The 15844-nt window shown below is 44.7% G+C and carries 14 protein-coding genes; 1 reads left to right on the top strand and 13 read right to left on the bottom strand.

Features of this window, described 5'->3' with window-relative positions; genetic code table 11:
- Positions 1 to 52: 52 nt before the first annotated feature.
- From OEU88_RS17115 to OEU88_RS17070, 10 genes are all read right to left on the bottom strand, one after another.
- Entirely contained in the window at positions 53 to 2143 is a 2091-nt protein-coding gene (locus tag OEU88_RS17115) for a TonB-dependent receptor plug domain-containing protein (RefSeq protein ID WP_262696435.1), read from the bottom strand.
- A gap of 73 nt (positions 2144 to 2216) precedes the next feature.
- Positions 2217 to 2606 carry a MerC domain-containing protein gene (locus tag OEU88_RS17110; RefSeq protein WP_262696434.1) on the bottom strand — a complete coding sequence of 130 codons (390 nt, stop codon included), beginning with the start codon at positions 2604 to 2606 and terminating at the stop codon, positions 2217 to 2219.
- On the bottom strand, positions 2603 to 3061 hold the full coding sequence (locus OEU88_RS17105) for a Fur family transcriptional regulator (RefSeq protein WP_262696433.1): 459 nt from the start codon (positions 3059 to 3061) through the stop codon (positions 2603 to 2605). Before OEU88_RS17105 ends, OEU88_RS17110 begins: the two co-directional genes overlap by 4 nt.
- A gap of 86 nt (positions 3062 to 3147) precedes the next feature.
- Positions 3148 to 3429, bottom strand: coding sequence for a hypothetical protein (locus tag OEU88_RS17100; RefSeq protein ID WP_262696432.1), 282 nt, complete (start codon positions 3427 to 3429; stop codon positions 3148 to 3150).
- A gap of 312 nt (positions 3430 to 3741) precedes the next feature.
- The gene (locus OEU88_RS17095) at positions 3742 to 4986 is read right to left on the bottom strand and encodes an HlyD family secretion protein (RefSeq protein ID WP_262696431.1); all 1245 of its coding nucleotides are present in this window, start codon (positions 4984 to 4986) and stop codon (positions 3742 to 3744) included.
- Complete coding sequence (locus OEU88_RS17090; RefSeq protein WP_262696430.1) at positions 4983 to 7121, bottom strand: peptidase domain-containing ABC transporter; 2139 nt, start codon at positions 7119 to 7121, stop codon at positions 4983 to 4985. Before OEU88_RS17090 ends, OEU88_RS17095 begins: the two co-directional genes overlap by 4 nt.
- Positions 7122 to 7133: 12 nt before the next feature.
- Positions 7134 to 9968: a M16 family metallopeptidase gene (locus OEU88_RS17085; protein ID WP_262696429.1), complete on the bottom strand. Its 2835-nt coding sequence runs from the start codon at positions 9966 to 9968 to the stop codon at positions 7134 to 7136.
- Positions 9969 to 10006: 38 nt separating this feature from the next.
- On the bottom strand, positions 10007 to 10237 hold the full coding sequence (locus tag OEU88_RS17080) for a hypothetical protein (RefSeq protein WP_262696428.1): 231 nt from the start codon (positions 10235 to 10237) through the stop codon (positions 10007 to 10009).
- A 151-nt stretch (positions 10238 to 10388) separates the two neighbouring features.
- Entirely contained in the window at positions 10389 to 10718 is a 330-nt protein-coding gene (locus OEU88_RS17075) for a hypothetical protein (protein WP_262696427.1), read from the bottom strand.
- Positions 10719 to 10854: 136 nt separating this feature from the next.
- The gene (locus OEU88_RS17070) at positions 10855 to 11193 is read right to left on the bottom strand and encodes a hypothetical protein (protein WP_262696426.1); all 339 of its coding nucleotides are present in this window, start codon (positions 11191 to 11193) and stop codon (positions 10855 to 10857) included.
- 1016 nt (positions 11194 to 12209) lie between these two features.
- On the opposite strand from OEU88_RS17070, the gene OEU88_RS17065 reads away from it, so the two are divergent.
- Entirely contained in the window at positions 12210 to 12767 is a 558-nt protein-coding gene (locus OEU88_RS17065; protein WP_262696425.1) for an arsenate reductase/protein-tyrosine-phosphatase family protein, read from the top strand.
- A 15-nt stretch (positions 12768 to 12782) separates the two neighbouring features.
- Here OEU88_RS17065 and OEU88_RS17060 read toward each other — a convergent pair whose 3' ends face one another.
- The 3 genes from OEU88_RS17060 to OEU88_RS17050 form a co-directional block, all read right to left on the bottom strand.
- Positions 12783 to 14030 (bottom strand): carboxylate--amine ligase, encoded by a 1248-nt coding sequence (locus tag OEU88_RS17060; RefSeq protein WP_262696424.1) that lies wholly within the window; start codon positions 14028 to 14030, stop codon positions 12783 to 12785.
- A gap of 33 nt (positions 14031 to 14063) precedes the next feature.
- Entirely contained in the window at positions 14064 to 14633 is a 570-nt protein-coding gene (locus tag OEU88_RS17055; RefSeq protein ID WP_262696423.1) for a polysaccharide deacetylase family protein, read from the bottom strand.
- Positions 14626 to 15779, bottom strand: a protein-coding gene (locus OEU88_RS17050; RefSeq protein WP_262694959.1) for an IS3 family transposase whose coding sequence is annotated in 2 segments (ribosomal slippage) — positions 14626 to 15539 and positions 15539 to 15779 — 1155 coding nt in all. Because the reading frame shifts where the segments join, the coding sequence is not laid out codon by codon here. Before OEU88_RS17050 ends, OEU88_RS17055 begins: the two co-directional genes overlap by 8 nt.
- Between the last annotated feature and the right edge of the window lie 65 nt (positions 15780 to 15844).

Genomic DNA, 15844 nt, shown 5'->3' with positions numbered 1-15844 from the left:
AATAAACGTGTCACGCTATGGTGGTTCATTATTTGGGTTCGAGACCATTGCCTTAAAATTGCCCCGCTATAGTTAGTGAGATGAAAGCACCGCGCCTGCGATTAATAATCTCCGATCCCGAAAGGCTGCCTGCCCTGCTTGGTTCAAAGAATGTTCGTTCTCGAAAACGATTCCTACCGCCTATACTTCTGGCTTCAAGTGTAGTGCGCCAGCCTTTCAGATGTGTTGACTGAACAAAAGCACGCCATTGTTCCCCTTCACGCGTGAAGCTGATCTCGTCTGCAAAAAAGAAACGGCTTTCTATTGCCGCGCGGTATGAGACACCCCAGGCAAGTTTTTTATCTGGTAGATCTTGCCTGAATTCAGCCACCAATGTCGGCGAAGACACACTGGATATATCGCGCTTGCGTCCAGAAACTGGGTCGAGGAAGCTTGAATCTCTGAAATCAGCCTCCACTTCAAGCAAGCCGCCAGGTATAACGGACGTCAAAGGGATACTGCTGTTTGCAGTGACACCCCAGACTCTTCCATCTCCAGCATTTGCAGCACCAAAGGCACCGGATGCCAACTCAACTTGTTCGATCAAGTTGTCGCGCCACTCGTGAAACAGCTCAACGTTCAGTGCGCCTCTTTTGTCAGACCGAAGATCAACAGTAAAAGAGGCGCGTGTGGTTTGGTCCGGGCCCAGTTCCGGATTGCCGGCAAGCAGGCGGTCATCAGCCGCAGACGCGGAGGCAGCAAACTCGCTAAAATCAAGCTGCCCGACTGTACGGCGCAACCCCAAGCGAAGCTGAAGCCCTTTGCGCACATCATAGATTGCTGTAGCAAAAGGTTTTATAAAGAAAAAAGATTGGCGGCTATCAGCGTCACCTGAAACTGTAATTTGAGAAATTTCAGTCGCTAAACCGGCTTCCATAGATAATCCACCACCGGCTTGCCAGATAAGATTTGAGTATGCTTCGCCGCGCAACTCTTCAACCAAAACATCCGCTGCAGGAAGGTCGATAACATTTACACCATCAGTGTTACGAGTTTCGAGTGATAATTGGCTATCAAGGCTATTATAAGCGACCTCGGCTCCAAACTCCGGGCGAAGTGTGCTGGAACCTGACTTGGTAAAGGAGCCCCTAAAGACTGTTTCAAACGTATCTTGCTGTCTTGTGAATGTTGAACCAGACTCTAAACTTCCTACTGGCCGTTCTGTCGTAACCAGTTGTTCCTGTTCCCACGTTTGAAAAGATGACAAAGATAACAGTTTGAGTGTCCACAAACTGCCAAGACTTCTGCTCCAGTCAGCACCAAACTCGCCTTCATAAAAAACACTGTTCAGATCAATAAAAAAACGTTCATCAGGGTTTTCGTCTGGCAAACGACCATCAAACCCGAGCCTTTCGGTATTAGGTAAAAAGGCACTTCGCCCAAACCGTCCGGTTAGGGTTAATACTCCGCCACCCGCAGCACGTTCTGCTTCAGATGAAATAAATGCTTCGGTCAATGTGCTTGGGCGGTCCTCCAATTGAGATGACCTCAAATTTCCTTCAGAATCAAATTGTGTACGAGGGCCGCTTAAGGGAAACCTTTCCCAAAACCCATTTACTTTTGTAGATGTTTTCCAACCTGAAACCTGCCTAACAATAGTAACCTCACCACGCGGATAGATAATACCATCAGCAGCCCGCTCCAGCTTAACTTCCCAGCTGCCTGCAGCGCCTTGCGTCAAACGAATAACGTTCGCGACAACAGATTGACCTGCAGCTTCACCTGAGCCTGCCGATCCTCTGATCACTTCAATTCGTGCTACCTGATTTGCGGGAATACGCCTCAAGGCATCTTCAATGCCGCCAGTCTTGGATGAGGGTCTTTCCCCATCAATAAGAACATTACCAGCTGCACCACCAAAGCCACGCAAATTATCACCACCATCAAGCGTAAATCCAGGCAGGCGATCAATCATATCACGTGCTGTCTGCGGTGTGAATTGATTGAAGAAACTGCGCTCATATACCTGTGCACTGTCACGACCTGCAATCAATGCAGTTGACTCACTTTTAAGGTCAGGCGTTTCCTGAGCGTGTACACCTGCAATGGGCAGTGCGGCGAAGCAAATTAATATTGCAAGATGCGAAACACTATATTTTGTCAATGTATTTTCTCTCTGTCGTTGATTGTCAATTCACCCTGCCGCACTTTGACGGCTTACTGGTTTTGTTATGATGTCAATCGGGGCAACATATACATATTGCCCGCATATTTTTGATGTGTGCATATGCCATCATGATCGCACCTATGCTTGCCAGGTACTCTGCGAGCCCTCCAATCTGAGCTTCGGCAAGTGATACCAATAATAGCAAGATACCAATTGATGCGATGATGATCGGGCGGCTCTGTTGATGACGTGCTTTGCCTACCAACATCGCATAGCCACCTAGTGTTGCTGCAAACAGCACCAATGGTAGGTGCAACCATTCATTATCTGGTGCATAGACTGTCATGGTAGGTGCGGCTAACACCGCGATAGGGATAGCCAAGCAGTGCAATAGGCAAATACTGGCTACAATAATACCAAAGTGATCCAATGCTGTTCGGTTGCTAACAAGCGAGCTCATGATGTACACCGCCTGTCACAGCCATCACATGATGTTTCAATTTCAAGGTGATAGGAACGGACAGAAAATCCATTATTACTTGCGTTAGCAGACAAAGCTGCGAGCAAAGGCTCGTTCTCAACAAACCGGGTTTCACCGCATGTATCACATAGCAAAGTGATCTTTTCTTTTGTTCGTTTATCAGGTTCTTTAAGTGCAACAAAAGCACGTGAAGACACGATATGCTGCACCAAATCTTTTTCCTCAAGTTCATGCAACGCACGGTAAACTGTTGGAGCAGCCTTGACGCCTTTGTCTCTCAGTATATCAAGCAATTCGTATGCTTTTGCTGCGCGCCCTAGCCCTAGCAACGCAGAATAAATCATCTGTTGATTGCCTGTTAAAGTTGGAAAATCAACGCTCTTGTAGTTGGTATTATTTGCTCGGCCTTCAGACCGGCCTTGAATGGAAGTCATGACTATATCCTGAATAATATTCCAGCACCGTTGAGTGTGAAAACAAGTAAAAATGACCAGCGTTTAGCCGGTTACGGTTCATTAATTCAGGAAATTGCAGGCGGTGCTCGAGGCTGCTGCAAGCGAATACTTGCTGCTAGTCGCGTGTTTTCAAGCCAAGTTATGGATGGTGTTTGAAAACCTGTGATAAAGAAAGTTTCACTCGTTTCAGAGGGCAGATCGAATACACTTGCTGAAACCGTGCAAACACCGCACTCAACGACAGCACCTTCGTCCGCCTTATCTAAGCTGTGTGCGTCGCTTACATGATGAAAAGAGATCAAAAACTGAGCAAACAGGAAAAGCACACCCAGCGTAGCTGCACGCATGCCTAAACCCTTTAATCTCTGATGTTTTGTCGTTTGCCCAAACATCGTTACATCTCTCCCATCGGAGGTTATACAATAACGATACTGGCTCTGCAATGTTTTCGATGTTTTGATGCTAAAGGTAGGGTTTGAACTTACGGCCTTCAGGTTATGAGCCTGATTAATAGGCTATTAACTCATTGAAATGTTTACATAATAAAAATTATTAAAAGATAGTGTGATAAAAACTGTGATAAACTTGATTCTATCGAAACTCATTTTAAGCCTTATCAGGCATAACATTTAATATTTTCATGCTAAATGACCAAAGGCTTAGAGCTTACCCTTTAGCGACAAAATCGGATCAAAAACCCATTGTACAAGTGAACGTTCTTCAAGCCGCACATCTGCTTTGAGAAGCATGCCTGACTTCAACGCCACGCTCTGCGTCGCCAATTCAACCATGTTACTTTCAAGCTCCAAGTCGACAAGATAAAATGCCTCCTGCATAGGAACCGGCACCTCCAGTTCGCCCGGAGACAATATGTTTTCAGATATAGCTTTCACAGTACCGTCAAACACACCAAAGCGTTGATACGGGAATGCGTCATACTGTATCTTGGCCTCTTGTCCAACAGCCAGCAATCCAGCAGCCCGACTTGGCACCAAGAGCTTTGCAACTAAGTTCGAACTTTCAGGCCTGATCACCAGAAGCGGTGCAGTACCAATAACTGCAGCACCTTCTTGTTTAAGAATGCCAACCACATAACCATCCAGTGGTGCGCTTAATACATATCCGGACGCCAGTTCCTGATCCGATAGTTGGCGGCCCAAAGCCTCAGCTCGTTGACGCAAGTTAGACTTTTCTTCATCAAACCGATAGGGCAACAGCTCCAAAGAACCTTCTGTCTGCTTGATATTAGTTTCAAGGTTAGTTCTTTGCCGGGTAAGGCTTGTTTGTTGCTGTTGTAGCCCAAGGAATGCCTCTTGCCGGGCATCAACGGTACGCTGTGTTGTATAACCATCTGCAACCAGTTCCAGTGCAGCATCATATTGTTTACGTGCCAGCTCAATCCTGCCAGAGAGGATGTTTGCTTCATCAACAATCGACGAAAGCTCAGTTTGTTGCCCTACAAGCCTCGATCTCAAACCGCCTGTTTCTTTTGCAAGACGCACATCAGCATCCGCAAGGCGTGTATTTATATCACTCAGTTCACGCTCTAACGATGCCTTAAACATTTCGATACTAGAAGAACCAGAAAGTACACGGCGCTCCAATCTCATGGATGCAAGACGCTGCCCTTTCACAACTTTCTGCCCCGGCGCTACATAGAGTGTATCAACGGTCCCACCTCTGCTGGCATAAACATTTGCAAGCCCACCTTCTGGGGCCAAAAAACCAAGCACAGTCTCTTTACGAGCATACGATTGCGAGGCAAGGAAGATACCAAGAGCGATAAACACAATCAAAAACAACAATACGATGAAGTAATAGCTTGTTGGTTGGACGATGATGACATCGCCCCAAAGCTTGGTGCGCTGATGATCCATTGCTTCTTTACGAAATAGACTGCTCATTCTGCGGCACCAAGAAAGCGTTGTTGCGGCACTTCATGGAGCACGCCATCAACCATGGCAAACACGCGGTCTGCTGCTTCAATGAGCGCAGGTCTGTGCGCAATGATAATACGCGTGATGGGCAAGCGTTCAATCACATGCGTAATATGCTGCTCAGTCTTCTCATCAAGATTTGCAGTGCCTTCATCTAAAAACAGTATGCGCGGTTTGCGGTATAAAGCGCGCGCAATGATAATACGCTGCTTTTGCCCACCAGACAGCGATGTGCCCATATCACCAATCAGGCTGTTATAACCCATCGGGTTTTTTACAATGTCCTTATGGATACCGGCTGCACGTGCACACAGCTCCATTTTTTCATGATCAAGATTGGGATCAAAAAAGCTTATGTTATCAGCGATAGAGCCCGACAACAGTTGATCATCCTGCATCACCACACCCAGATTGCTACGATATGCTTGCGGCCCCATTACAGAGAGCGGAACACCGTCTATTCGGATATCGCCTTCCTGCGGCTTTAATAGACCAAGCATGACCTTAAGAAGGGTGGATTTACCGCCGCCTGATGCGCCCGTTATGGCAATCATCTCACCAGCCTGAATATTAAGATCAACACCTTTCAGCACAAAAGGTTCTTGCTCACCATACCTGAAGCAAAGGTTATTTAACTGGATATCACCTTTAAGCTTAATAGCCTGCTGTGAACCGGTGCCGTTCTCATCCGTTTTGACTTCTGGTTCCGTGTGAACGATATCAGCTAACCGCGACAAATGCAGTTTAAGCATCTTAAACGACATAAACTGGCCGATAAGCGCAGAGATACGGCTGGAGAATTGGCCTGAATAAGCTTGATAGGCAAACAGCATCCCAAGTGTCATACTACCGTCAATAACAAGAATGGCACCCATATACATAACGATGATAGACTGCCCTACACCAATCAATGATGTGAAATTACCGAGGTTAATATTGAACTTGGACAGCGAAACATTTGCATTCAATGTTTCTACCTTCAGGTTTTGCCACACACTTTCCCGCGCCGTCTCCTGACCAAATATTTTGATGGCGCGCACTGCACGAATAGTCTCAAGGAAGTTAGAGTTTTCCTTCGCGCCCAAGTGCAGGATTTCTTCATTCTTACGTTTACGCACTGGAAAAGCGACTAACTCAATCGCAAACCCAACCATCATAAACCCAAGCACAACAAACGTGAGTTTGGCGCTATAGATAAAGGCCATAGCGAGTGTGCCAATTGCCATAAAACCATCAAGCACGACAGCGACAAGGCCAGATGTAAACAATTGACCAACAGGCGCAAGCGATCCGAAGCGCGAGGTAATGTCACCAATGTGCCGTCGCTCAAAAAAATCAACCGGCAAACGCATTAAATGACGAAACAGGTTCACCGTCATTTGAAAATTAAGCGCAGATGAGAAATAGAGCATCACGTATGAACGCAAGTAGGTAACAGCGATGTTCATCACACCCATGAAGCCAAAACCAATAGCAAGAACAATCAAGAAATCGGTATCCTGCTTTGTAATGGCGTCATCCACCACCATCTGCTGGTAAAGCGGCGTGATCAGAGCAAATACCTGCAAGAATGCAGACAGCATAAACGCTTGTACCATGCTGCGCTTCAAGCCAGATATTTTACCCCAGAAGTCAGTAAGCTTTACCGGCTTAACATCTTCCTTTGGCTCAAAAGCTGGCGTGGGCCTGAGTTCAAGTGCAACGCCGGTAAAATGGTTTGATACATCGCGCAAAGATAGCTTGAGCTTACCACGTGCCGGATCATGAATGATCGCATGCTTCTTGGTTGCTTTCGCCAGCACGACAAAGTGGTTCATGTTCCAATGCAATATGGCTGGTGTCTGGATTGTATCCAGCGCTTCTAGCTCCGCACGCAGCGGACGAGCTGCAAAACCAATTTGATCTGCAACCGACATCAAGTTCTGAAGTGTTGCCCCCTTAAGTGACACCTGAAATCGGCCACGCAAAGCACTCAAGTCAGTCTTATATCCATGATAGGCTGCCACCATCGCCAAACACGCAAGACCACACTCCGCAGCCTCTGACTGATGCAAAATAGGAAGCTTTCGCTTACCAAAAAGAATTGCAGGTGACGCATTCACAACATACTCGCTTTATTGAGTAGCAACATTGGGTGCCGCACTGTCCTCAGCAACCATTGGCTCAGGAATAACGCTTACTGTCAGGCGCGGCCCATCACTCATAAACTGTCTTGCAACACCAACAAGGTCTTGCAATGTTGTTTCAGTCACTGCTTCTTCGAGACGAAGGTCATACTGAAGGTAATCGGGGTCAGACTGCGCTCCATCTAGAATTCTTAACCAGTAAGAATTGTTCTTTTTTCTATTGCGTAACTGTTCAAGAATTGGCTTTCTGGCACGCTCTATCACGTCTTGTTCAATATCACCCGAAACAAGCTCATTCACCACTTCCAGAAAAATGGCTTTTGCCTGCTCAATTTCACCCGGCGATATATCCGTCGCAATTGTTAGGAAACCATAGTCATCAAAATAGCCATAACTTAACTTTGAAACAGAAGGCGTATAAGCAAGCCCTTCTTCTTCTCTCAGTGTTTCAGTCATCATCACCTGAAGAACGTGACGCAGCAAATACAGCTTCGCATTTAATCCGTGCTCATCCGGCCCAACTGTCGGCCAATACATCCGCAAAAGCGCTTGGTCGGCACCGCCTGTATGCTTAAACACAACTTCTTTGGTGCCTTCAGGGAAAGTTATTTCTGCAACCTCCGGGTCAAGTTCAGGTACGAGGCGGCGTTTAGGTAAGGCACCTAGCGTTACAGATAGTGCTTCAATTGCAGCATCAATTTCAAAGTCACCCACAACTGTTAATTCTAGTGCACCGTTCGCAGTCACGTCCGCCAGAACAGATCGCAGGTCTTGCATCGAAAGTTCTTTAAGTCGCTCCTCAGACTGCAGGTTGAACCGAGGGTCATCGCCGTACAAATACGAGCTAATTTTTGCGTTAAAAACACCGCCCGGTGTGGAGTTTACTGATTGAAAGTAGTTTTCAATGGCACGTACATATTGACTGTGCGCTGATGGCCTGTATGCCGCATCTGTAAGATAAGCCGCCCAAAGCTGAAACTGCTTAAGCATATCAGCTGGAATAACACCAGCAGGTAAAGAGTAACTGCTGTTTGATGCCTGCAACCTGATACTCGCTGTTGTGCCTGCCATTAATCGCGGAATATCAGTTACTTCGTGCGCACCAAGACCGCCATTAACAAAGCCAAGGTTTACGAGGTTTTGGATGCCAGCGAATTCTTTCGGCATAGAGGCAACCCCTCCGCCAAGAGTCAGTGACATTCGAACTGTGTTATCTTCAAAAGTTGTTGGCTTCAAATTCACTTTCAGGTTGTTCTCAAACCGTATCTTTGTGAACCTAAAATCTTCATCCTCTTCGCGGTAAACAACCTTGCCCGGTGTCCCAAAGTCTGTGTAGGCAAACTCAGTGACCGTTTGCACCTCAGGCGCTGCAACAGCCACTTGCCGAGATTGCTCAAGTGCCAATTGCAATCTGTTTTCTGCATCATCAATTTTAGTGTTGGTAAGCGCAAAATAACGCGATGGATTATCCCACATATCTGCAAACGCAGCATTCAACACATCAACGTTCAATCTCGGCTCAAGCCCTTCATATATTGCCAGTTGATTGTCAGGATGAATAAACACTGTATCCGTATGAACACTGTTAACAATCGCATTCGCTAGAACGTTATTCTGCCTCTTTTCTGCGGCATCTACTTGATACTGATAGGATAGTTTGAAATTCGCTTTCTGCTCCACAACTTCGTCTTCGGTAAACCCGTGGGTTAGAACCCGCCGAATTTCCTGCTCCATCAAACCAGCCGCATCATAAATATTTTCATCCGACGTGTTAACAGTAAGGCTCGCCAGCATAGCTTCTTCAAAAAGCCGCGTATAACTGACGCGCAAAGACAGAATGGGCGCACCGTCTTGCCGTGTCAGTTTATTAAGGCGCTGTGCAAACATTGTATTTGCAAAGGATTTGATAATTAAATCTTCACGCTTGGCAACAGAATCTTCCCTTGCATCAAACGGCAACGGCATCGTCAGACTAAGCGATGTTGTAATGCCATCAAGGTCAAAAAACTTTATGTTCTGAGGTGTTTCTTCAACAGGCAACGGTATGTCCATATAGCCTGTATCACGTTCAACTGTATCATTGGTCCAGTCGCCAAAGATTTCTTCAATCAGTACCTCAATATCTTCAACCTCAACGTCACCAACAAACACAAGGTAAGCGTTTTCAGGGCGGTAAAAATCATTATAAAACGCAACCAGCTCTTCACGCGTCGCGCTTTCAATCGTTTCCTTGGTGCCTGCTGCAAATCGAACATTGGTCCGGCTGGTTGGCGACCAGAACTTAAGCTGCTCACGAAAAACCTGAAGCCCTTTGCCGTTACGAGAGTCCAGCTCAGACACTAAAACGCCGCGCTCACGATCAATAGCTTCCGGCGTAAACGTCAAATTGCTAGATGTTTCACGGAGTGCTTTAAGCGCAAGCTTAATTGTCTCGCTTTCAACATTAGGCAATTCAAGCGAGTAAATTGTGCGGTCAAAATTCGTTGATGCATTCGCGTGTGCGCCGAAAGCTAGCCCTGCATTTTGCAGCGTTTTAACAAGCTCACCCTCAGGGAAGTTTGTCGAACCATTAAACGCCATATGCTCAACAAAATGCGCAAATCCGCGTTCATGATCTTTCTCATGCAATGAGCCAATGTCGAAATACAAGCGAACTGATGCTGTTTCTTGAGGTCCATCATTTGGCATAATGACATAGCGCATGCCATTCTCAAGTTCGTCGTCAAAAATCGAAGAATCAAAAAAGAGATCATGTGCTTGACTTTCTTGAGCGAAGACAATCTTCACTCCAAGCAGCAAAATTAATAATACTTTTTGAATCATTTATATTGAATCCGAATATGTAGAATAATTATCAAACATTATGTATCGCTCGGCCTACCGCGAAATTTATATAGATACTTCCCAAGCAAACCCCCAAGAGCCCCCATCACCGATGTATCTGCATTGGATAGTATAATATCTAGGAAGTAGGTTGCGCCTTTTGTGGAATAGCCTTCCTCTTGAGATACCTCATACAGCGTTAGAGGGATTAAAATCCCTAAAAACACTATTATAAAGAACTTCAATGAAGGAATAATTTTATCTAACATAGCCTTAATCCTAGTTAATAATTGTGCACCAAATTATAGCAGGCACTAAGGGTTTTCATTAATATAGTGCCTGCAGTTTCTTAATCACTCCTGCACATACACGCTGATTTCATTATTTACCGTTCAGCAGCACATGAGGCTTGACTGATTATTACCAACCGTCCTCGAGCTCTCGATCAAAAGCTTCATTAGCCGCATCCAATTGTCGCTGAGCTTCTGTTGCATCAAGCTGCTCTTCGAGTTCAGCTCCAGCTCCAGCTCCAACTAATCCACCTACTGCTGCGCAACCAGCACCACATAAAGCACCTCCTAAAAGGCCCCCTAGAGCCCCTCCGATATTTGTAGGTGTGAATACTGAGAAAAAACCTCCGCCGCTATCTGAACTAGGACGATCACCGTGAACGGTGATTTCTTCGATTTCACCAGCACCGCTAACAAAAGCTAGCTCTTTCATATTTAATTCACGTACCATTGTAGTCATGTGTTTTCTCCATAATTTAGTTTTAACAAAGTCCTCGCCCCGTACCAGGGTTTGAGAACCATTTTGACCCATTTTGGGCCATCCATATACGCAACCATTACGCACATGAATTTCTTTAGCTGCTATTGGCAGCTATCTATAATCGCCCGTCAGGGTTCAAGTTGAATGGACGCACTGAAAACTCATCTAAAAACGCTGCAATACTCGGCAAGCCAACGTCCGGCTGGCTATCTAAAGCCACATTCTCCGGTGTAGCCTCGCCCAAAGCATCAACAAATGCTTCACTTGAAGAATGTCGTAAAGACACAGCAGAAATAGCACACGCTGTGCTTTGCATTTCCTCAGTCAAGCCATTGCTAATGATTGCATCAATATTCTCGCTAACTTGATGCTCCGTAAAAGAGAAACCACCAGCTACAAAAGTAAGCTCTTTATTTGATAGTTCCCTGATGTTTGGTTTTATGATATTAACCACTTTGTCAATTCTCCATAATAGTTTTGACATCGTGGTTTGGACTGGTACCAGCAGTTCAAACCACACACTTTTCCAGCGACCAGCCTCCAGTTAATCAATACGCAGTGCCCCAACGCTGCATACAATCAACCAACAACTAATCCCCGTTACATTACACCCATAGGGTGCATGCGATTATTCTTGAGAAATGATAGATGCCCCCACATCTGAACTCAACACTCTGTGGCAGCACTACACACAAAGTTGTAAACTACAGTCAAGAATAAAATTTTAAGTTTATTAATCGACTGATTATTCAAGAAACTCAAAACAAGGCTCTTCAATGGTTTACTAGTTCATTAAGCACTTCAATTAATACAAATTAACAGTCTAGTTGTTTTCATTTCCACGGCACATTACTACCCAGTAAACACGAATCACTAATAAGTTGTATTTGAGGCAAAACCCTTAACCAAGAATCCAAGATCATAGCTAATCAAAATCGAGCAAAAAGACCGAGGTACTTTATAGTTAAGGTTTGAACCTACAACCTTCAGGTTATGAGCCTGATTGATAGGTCATTAACCATATGAAATATATAGGTAATTAATTTAATTGAAAATTTTGTGTGCACGTTTTGTGTGAGTCTTCAGATTCGAAAAACTCATTTTAAAGGCCCATCAGAAGCCATTAACAGGTTTTAGACTGTTCCGAGGTCATATTCTCTCAACTAGCTGATTTTATATATGTTGATCATTCAGCTCTTCGTTACACTGCGACCCGTCCACTATCGAAAAACCCTTCTAACTCGGCTCGGTCAAGACCGCTTAGAGTGACAATGTTACGGGTAGTGATATACAAATTAGCCTCCAAGCAGAAAAGCCATAAAATTGAACAAGCTTTTTTGATTTAATTAAAATAAATAGGTGATTTCCTAGGCTATAGTCGACTATGTGAAAGCAAAATATACAAAATAAATGCCTCTGAAAAGTTGGGTATTTTTATTATAGTATACTTACATGAATTTGGAGCAATCTATGATCAAGTATATCTCTGCAAACTTTGGAACTCATCGCGGCTTGATTCGTAGCATTATCGATCAGGTAAAACTTCGTTTAGGGTACTTCAATAGTGCCACAAAGCTAAATTCTTATAACAGTAAAAGATTAGTTTTCGTGTGCCACGGCAATATATGTCGCAGTCCTTTCGGAGAGTACGCCGCCAAACAGTATAATTGGAATATCCCTATAACATCTATTGGGCTATCCACTCATACCGGCTCGCTGGCGAATGCAGTCGCTATAGAAATCGCTGAGGAGTTTGACATAGATATGTCTGCGCACAGAGCTACTGATTTGGAAGATTTTGAAGTGAAACCTGATGATACCTTCCTTGTTATGGAAGAGCGCCATATCTCTAGCATAAAAACAAGATTAAAGAGAGATGATATTCAGGTCGTCTTATTAGGTTTATGGTGTGACAAACCCAAACCATTAATTTATGATCCATACACTCACAGCAGAGCATATTTTCGGACGTGTTTTCATACAATTCACCAAGCTGTTATGAATTTACACTATGAACTAGAAGATTAGATAAGCTATAAGAAACTATTGTTTCAACAGTTTCCAAAGTATATTTTTTACATCGCTCCAAAATGGCCTTTGATCCACCCATTCGAATACATAATAATGTGTATAAGGCGACAAAAATGAAAAACAATATCGCAGTAAACTCAAAAATGGTCGAGGTTTAAAGAGCGGGTCTTTTATCTTTTTTCGTTCAAATAAAATGCGTACTAACCTTTTCGTTTCAGGAATAAAGTACAGGCATTTAATGCGTTTATATGGTGCTTGGAATACCTTTGGAAACTGAGTTACATCGTTAATAATTTGAGAAACTACCAAGCCTGTGGCAAATGGTACACCCGCAGCAATAGCCAATGGCAAGCTACCCCAAAACCGGCCATTCACTTCCATAAACAGATATGTTCCGGATGACACATCATATCGGTACTCCACCATTGCAACACCAGTCCAATTGAGCTTTTCTAAAAGTACTCGAGATTTTTCTCTCGCTCTTACATGCTCATTTAGCGGCACACTCATACATAAAGATGAAACTCCACCTTCTGGCTCCCATTCATGAATTCGATGATGTTGAAATTCGAGCAAAGCTTGGCCTTCATACATTAAAAACATATGGCCTAAGCCTTCGCCCTTACAATATTCTTGTATCATAGGAAAAATATTTAACGTCGAATATTTGCCTAACTTACCAATGAGCTCGTCAAAAGACTTCGCATATTCCGCCTTAATAACCTTCAAGCCTACCTTGTGAAGCCGGCTCGCTACAGCATTGGGATCAGCCCATTTCAGAACAACAGGATACGTAACATCGCCTAGTACGCTCTCTATGTTCTCCATGTTTGAAATAGATACTGTTTTGGGGGTTTGTATTCCAACAGAGGCAGCCTGTTTCAAAGCATTTTTCGTATCGAATATTTGATTAATTGTATCTGCTTCAGGAAATAGTAATCGTATATGCTTGGAGAGCTGTTCTCTATGGCGATTAAAGAGCGCAATGTCAGGCTCACTCATAGCAATTAACATGGATGCACCGTATGTGCGTGCAAGCTCGATCACCTGATGAACAACAGCTCTTTCACCTTGTGCCCTAAGGTAATGAGCAGTGCAGTATTTTGATGTACTAGCGAGTGCAGTCGCCGAATAACCAAGCCCGATAACTTTGCCTCCATGTGAGCCTATGTCTCGCATAGCGGCTAATCCCATAGGGTTATCCGTACCGAAAAGAATAATGCATTCTTTCGCTAAAATCTGTTTTGAGGTAGAAGTCAAACTTACCCTTTATTTAATCGCTTAAATAGTGGTTTAATACTGCCATATTATATCATTTAGTTTATTTTCTATCACACGTACTATAGAGGATAGCGGGCGCGATTCAATTTTTACATCATCAGCCACAGTGGCTGACAGCCAACGGTCAATAGAGGACTTAAAATCCGCTGTTGTCACAGTCTCGGTTTCCGCAATCCAACGACAGAGTTTTTTCAATCTACTTTGGTTAACGCGACTTAATGTAATTTTTCGAAATTTTGCATCACCACGCTTAATAAACTCAAATGGATGTGTCAAAATAACTATATCTTCTACCCTTTGAGCTACTGCATCTTTAATTACGTCTTTCGTTTCTTCAAACCCGACGCCTGTTATCGTGAGTGATTTGTTAGGACACGCAAGGTTTCTACCGAATTTCAAAGCTGAAAATGATAAAATTGGAACTTCCGTAACATGAACAATCTTCTGCCGAACATTTCCAATCACAGAAAGCGCGGCGTCAGATTGTAAATTAGCTGCACTAAGTGAAGAAGAAACCTTAACGCCAAGCTCTGCTAATGCTTTGTATGTATTGGTATGAGATGCCCCTAGTTTGTTAGACACCTTGCGATTTCATTTTAGTTTGTTGTTCAAAATCGACGGGAGACAACAACCCGTTGTTACCATGCTTTCTTTTTGGATTGTAAAACATTTCGATGTAATCGAAGACGTCTTGGCGAGCATCCTTGCGGGTTGCGTAGGTTTTGCGCCTGACGCGTTCGCGCTTTAACAGGTGGAAAAAGCTCTCAGCAACAGCATTATCATGGCAGTTGCCGCGCCTGCTCATGCTGGCTTCCAAATTGTGAGCGCCGAGGAACTTCTGCCACTCATGGCCTGTAAACTGGCTGCCCTGATCAGAATGAATGATCACCTTTTGCTTTGGTTTGCGACGCCAGACAGCCATCAGCAAGGCACTCAACACCAAATCCATCTGCATACGGGGTTGCATAGACCAACCCACCACGCGGCGGGAATAAAGATCAATGACAACGGCCAGATATAGCCACCCCTGATGCGTGCGAATATACGTAATGTCCGTGACCCAGGCATGATCTGGCAGGGCCACTTTGAAGTCTTGCTGTAATCTGTTGGCTGCAACAATCGCAGGTTTGCCACCGTAAAAACCAGCTTTGCGCCGGTAGCCTATTTGTGCTTTGACGCCCGCAATGCTTGCCAGTCGTGCCACACGGTTCGGGCAGCAGGTCTCACCGAGCGACCGCAGGTCGTCATGAAGTTTGCGGTATCCATAAACACAACCACTCTCAAGCCAGGCTTGTTTGATGAGCCCGATAAGCCGGTTGTCATCTCTGGCCCGCTTACTGAGAGGCTTCTTGACCCAGCCATAGAAACCACTGTGATGAACCTTCAGGACGCGGCACATCACCCGCACACGAAACACAGTTTGGTGCGCCTGAATGAAGGCGTACTTCACTACGCATCCCTTGCGAAGTACGCCGTTGCCTTTTTTAGGATATCTCTTTCTTCGGTGACTCGAAGCAACTCAGCTTTTAACCGCCTGATCTCAGCGCTGTCAGCAGCTTCCTGCTTGCGTTCCTTGCTTGGCTTTGAAAAAAGCTTCTTCCAATCATAAAGGGACTTTGTACAAACACCAAGCCGTTCAGCCACCTCTTTGACGCTGTACCCTCGGTCTGTGATCTGAGCGACCGCATCGCGCTTGAATTCTTCTGTATAACGAACACCTATCGGCATAATCTATAAACTCCTTGCTTCCATTTTATAATGAACAAGGTGTCTACAAATCTAGGGGCATCTCA

The sequence above is a fragment of the Kordiimonas aquimaris genome (assembly GCF_025574485.1).
GTDB lineage: Bacteria > Pseudomonadota > Alphaproteobacteria > Sphingomonadales > Kordiimonadaceae > Kordiimonas > Kordiimonas aquimaris.
The sequence above is the reverse complement of the archived record's forward strand: the minus strand, read 5'-3'. Positions and strand labels throughout refer to the sequence as shown.

Coding starts and splice junctions, on each gene's coding strand:
- OEU88_RS17110 (WP_262696434.1), bottom strand. CDS start 2,606: ATGAGCTCGCTTGTTAGCAACCGAACAGCATTGGATCACTTTGGTATT.
- OEU88_RS17105 (WP_262696433.1), bottom strand. CDS start 3,061: ATGACTTCCATTCAAGGCCGGTCTGAAGGCCGAGCAAATAATACCAAC.
- OEU88_RS17100 (WP_262696432.1), bottom strand. CDS start 3,429: ATGCGTGCAGCTACGCTGGGTGTGCTTTTCCTGTTTGCTCAGTTTTTG.
- OEU88_RS17095 (WP_262696431.1), bottom strand. CDS start 4,986: ATGAGCAGTCTATTTCGTAAAGAAGCAATGGATCATCAGCGCACCAAG.
- OEU88_RS17085 (WP_262696429.1), bottom strand. CDS start 9,968: ATGATTCAAAAAGTATTATTAATTTTGCTGCTTGGAGTGAAGATTGTC.
- OEU88_RS17080 (WP_262696428.1), bottom strand. CDS start 10,237: ATGTTAGATAAAATTATTCCTTCATTGAAGTTCTTTATAATAGTGTTT.
- OEU88_RS17075 (WP_262696427.1), bottom strand. CDS start 10,718: ATGACTACAATGGTACGTGAATTAAATATGAAAGAGCTAGCTTTTGTT.
- OEU88_RS17065 (WP_262696425.1), top strand. CDS start 12,210: ATGATCAAGTATATCTCTGCAAACTTTGGAACTCATCGCGGCTTGATT.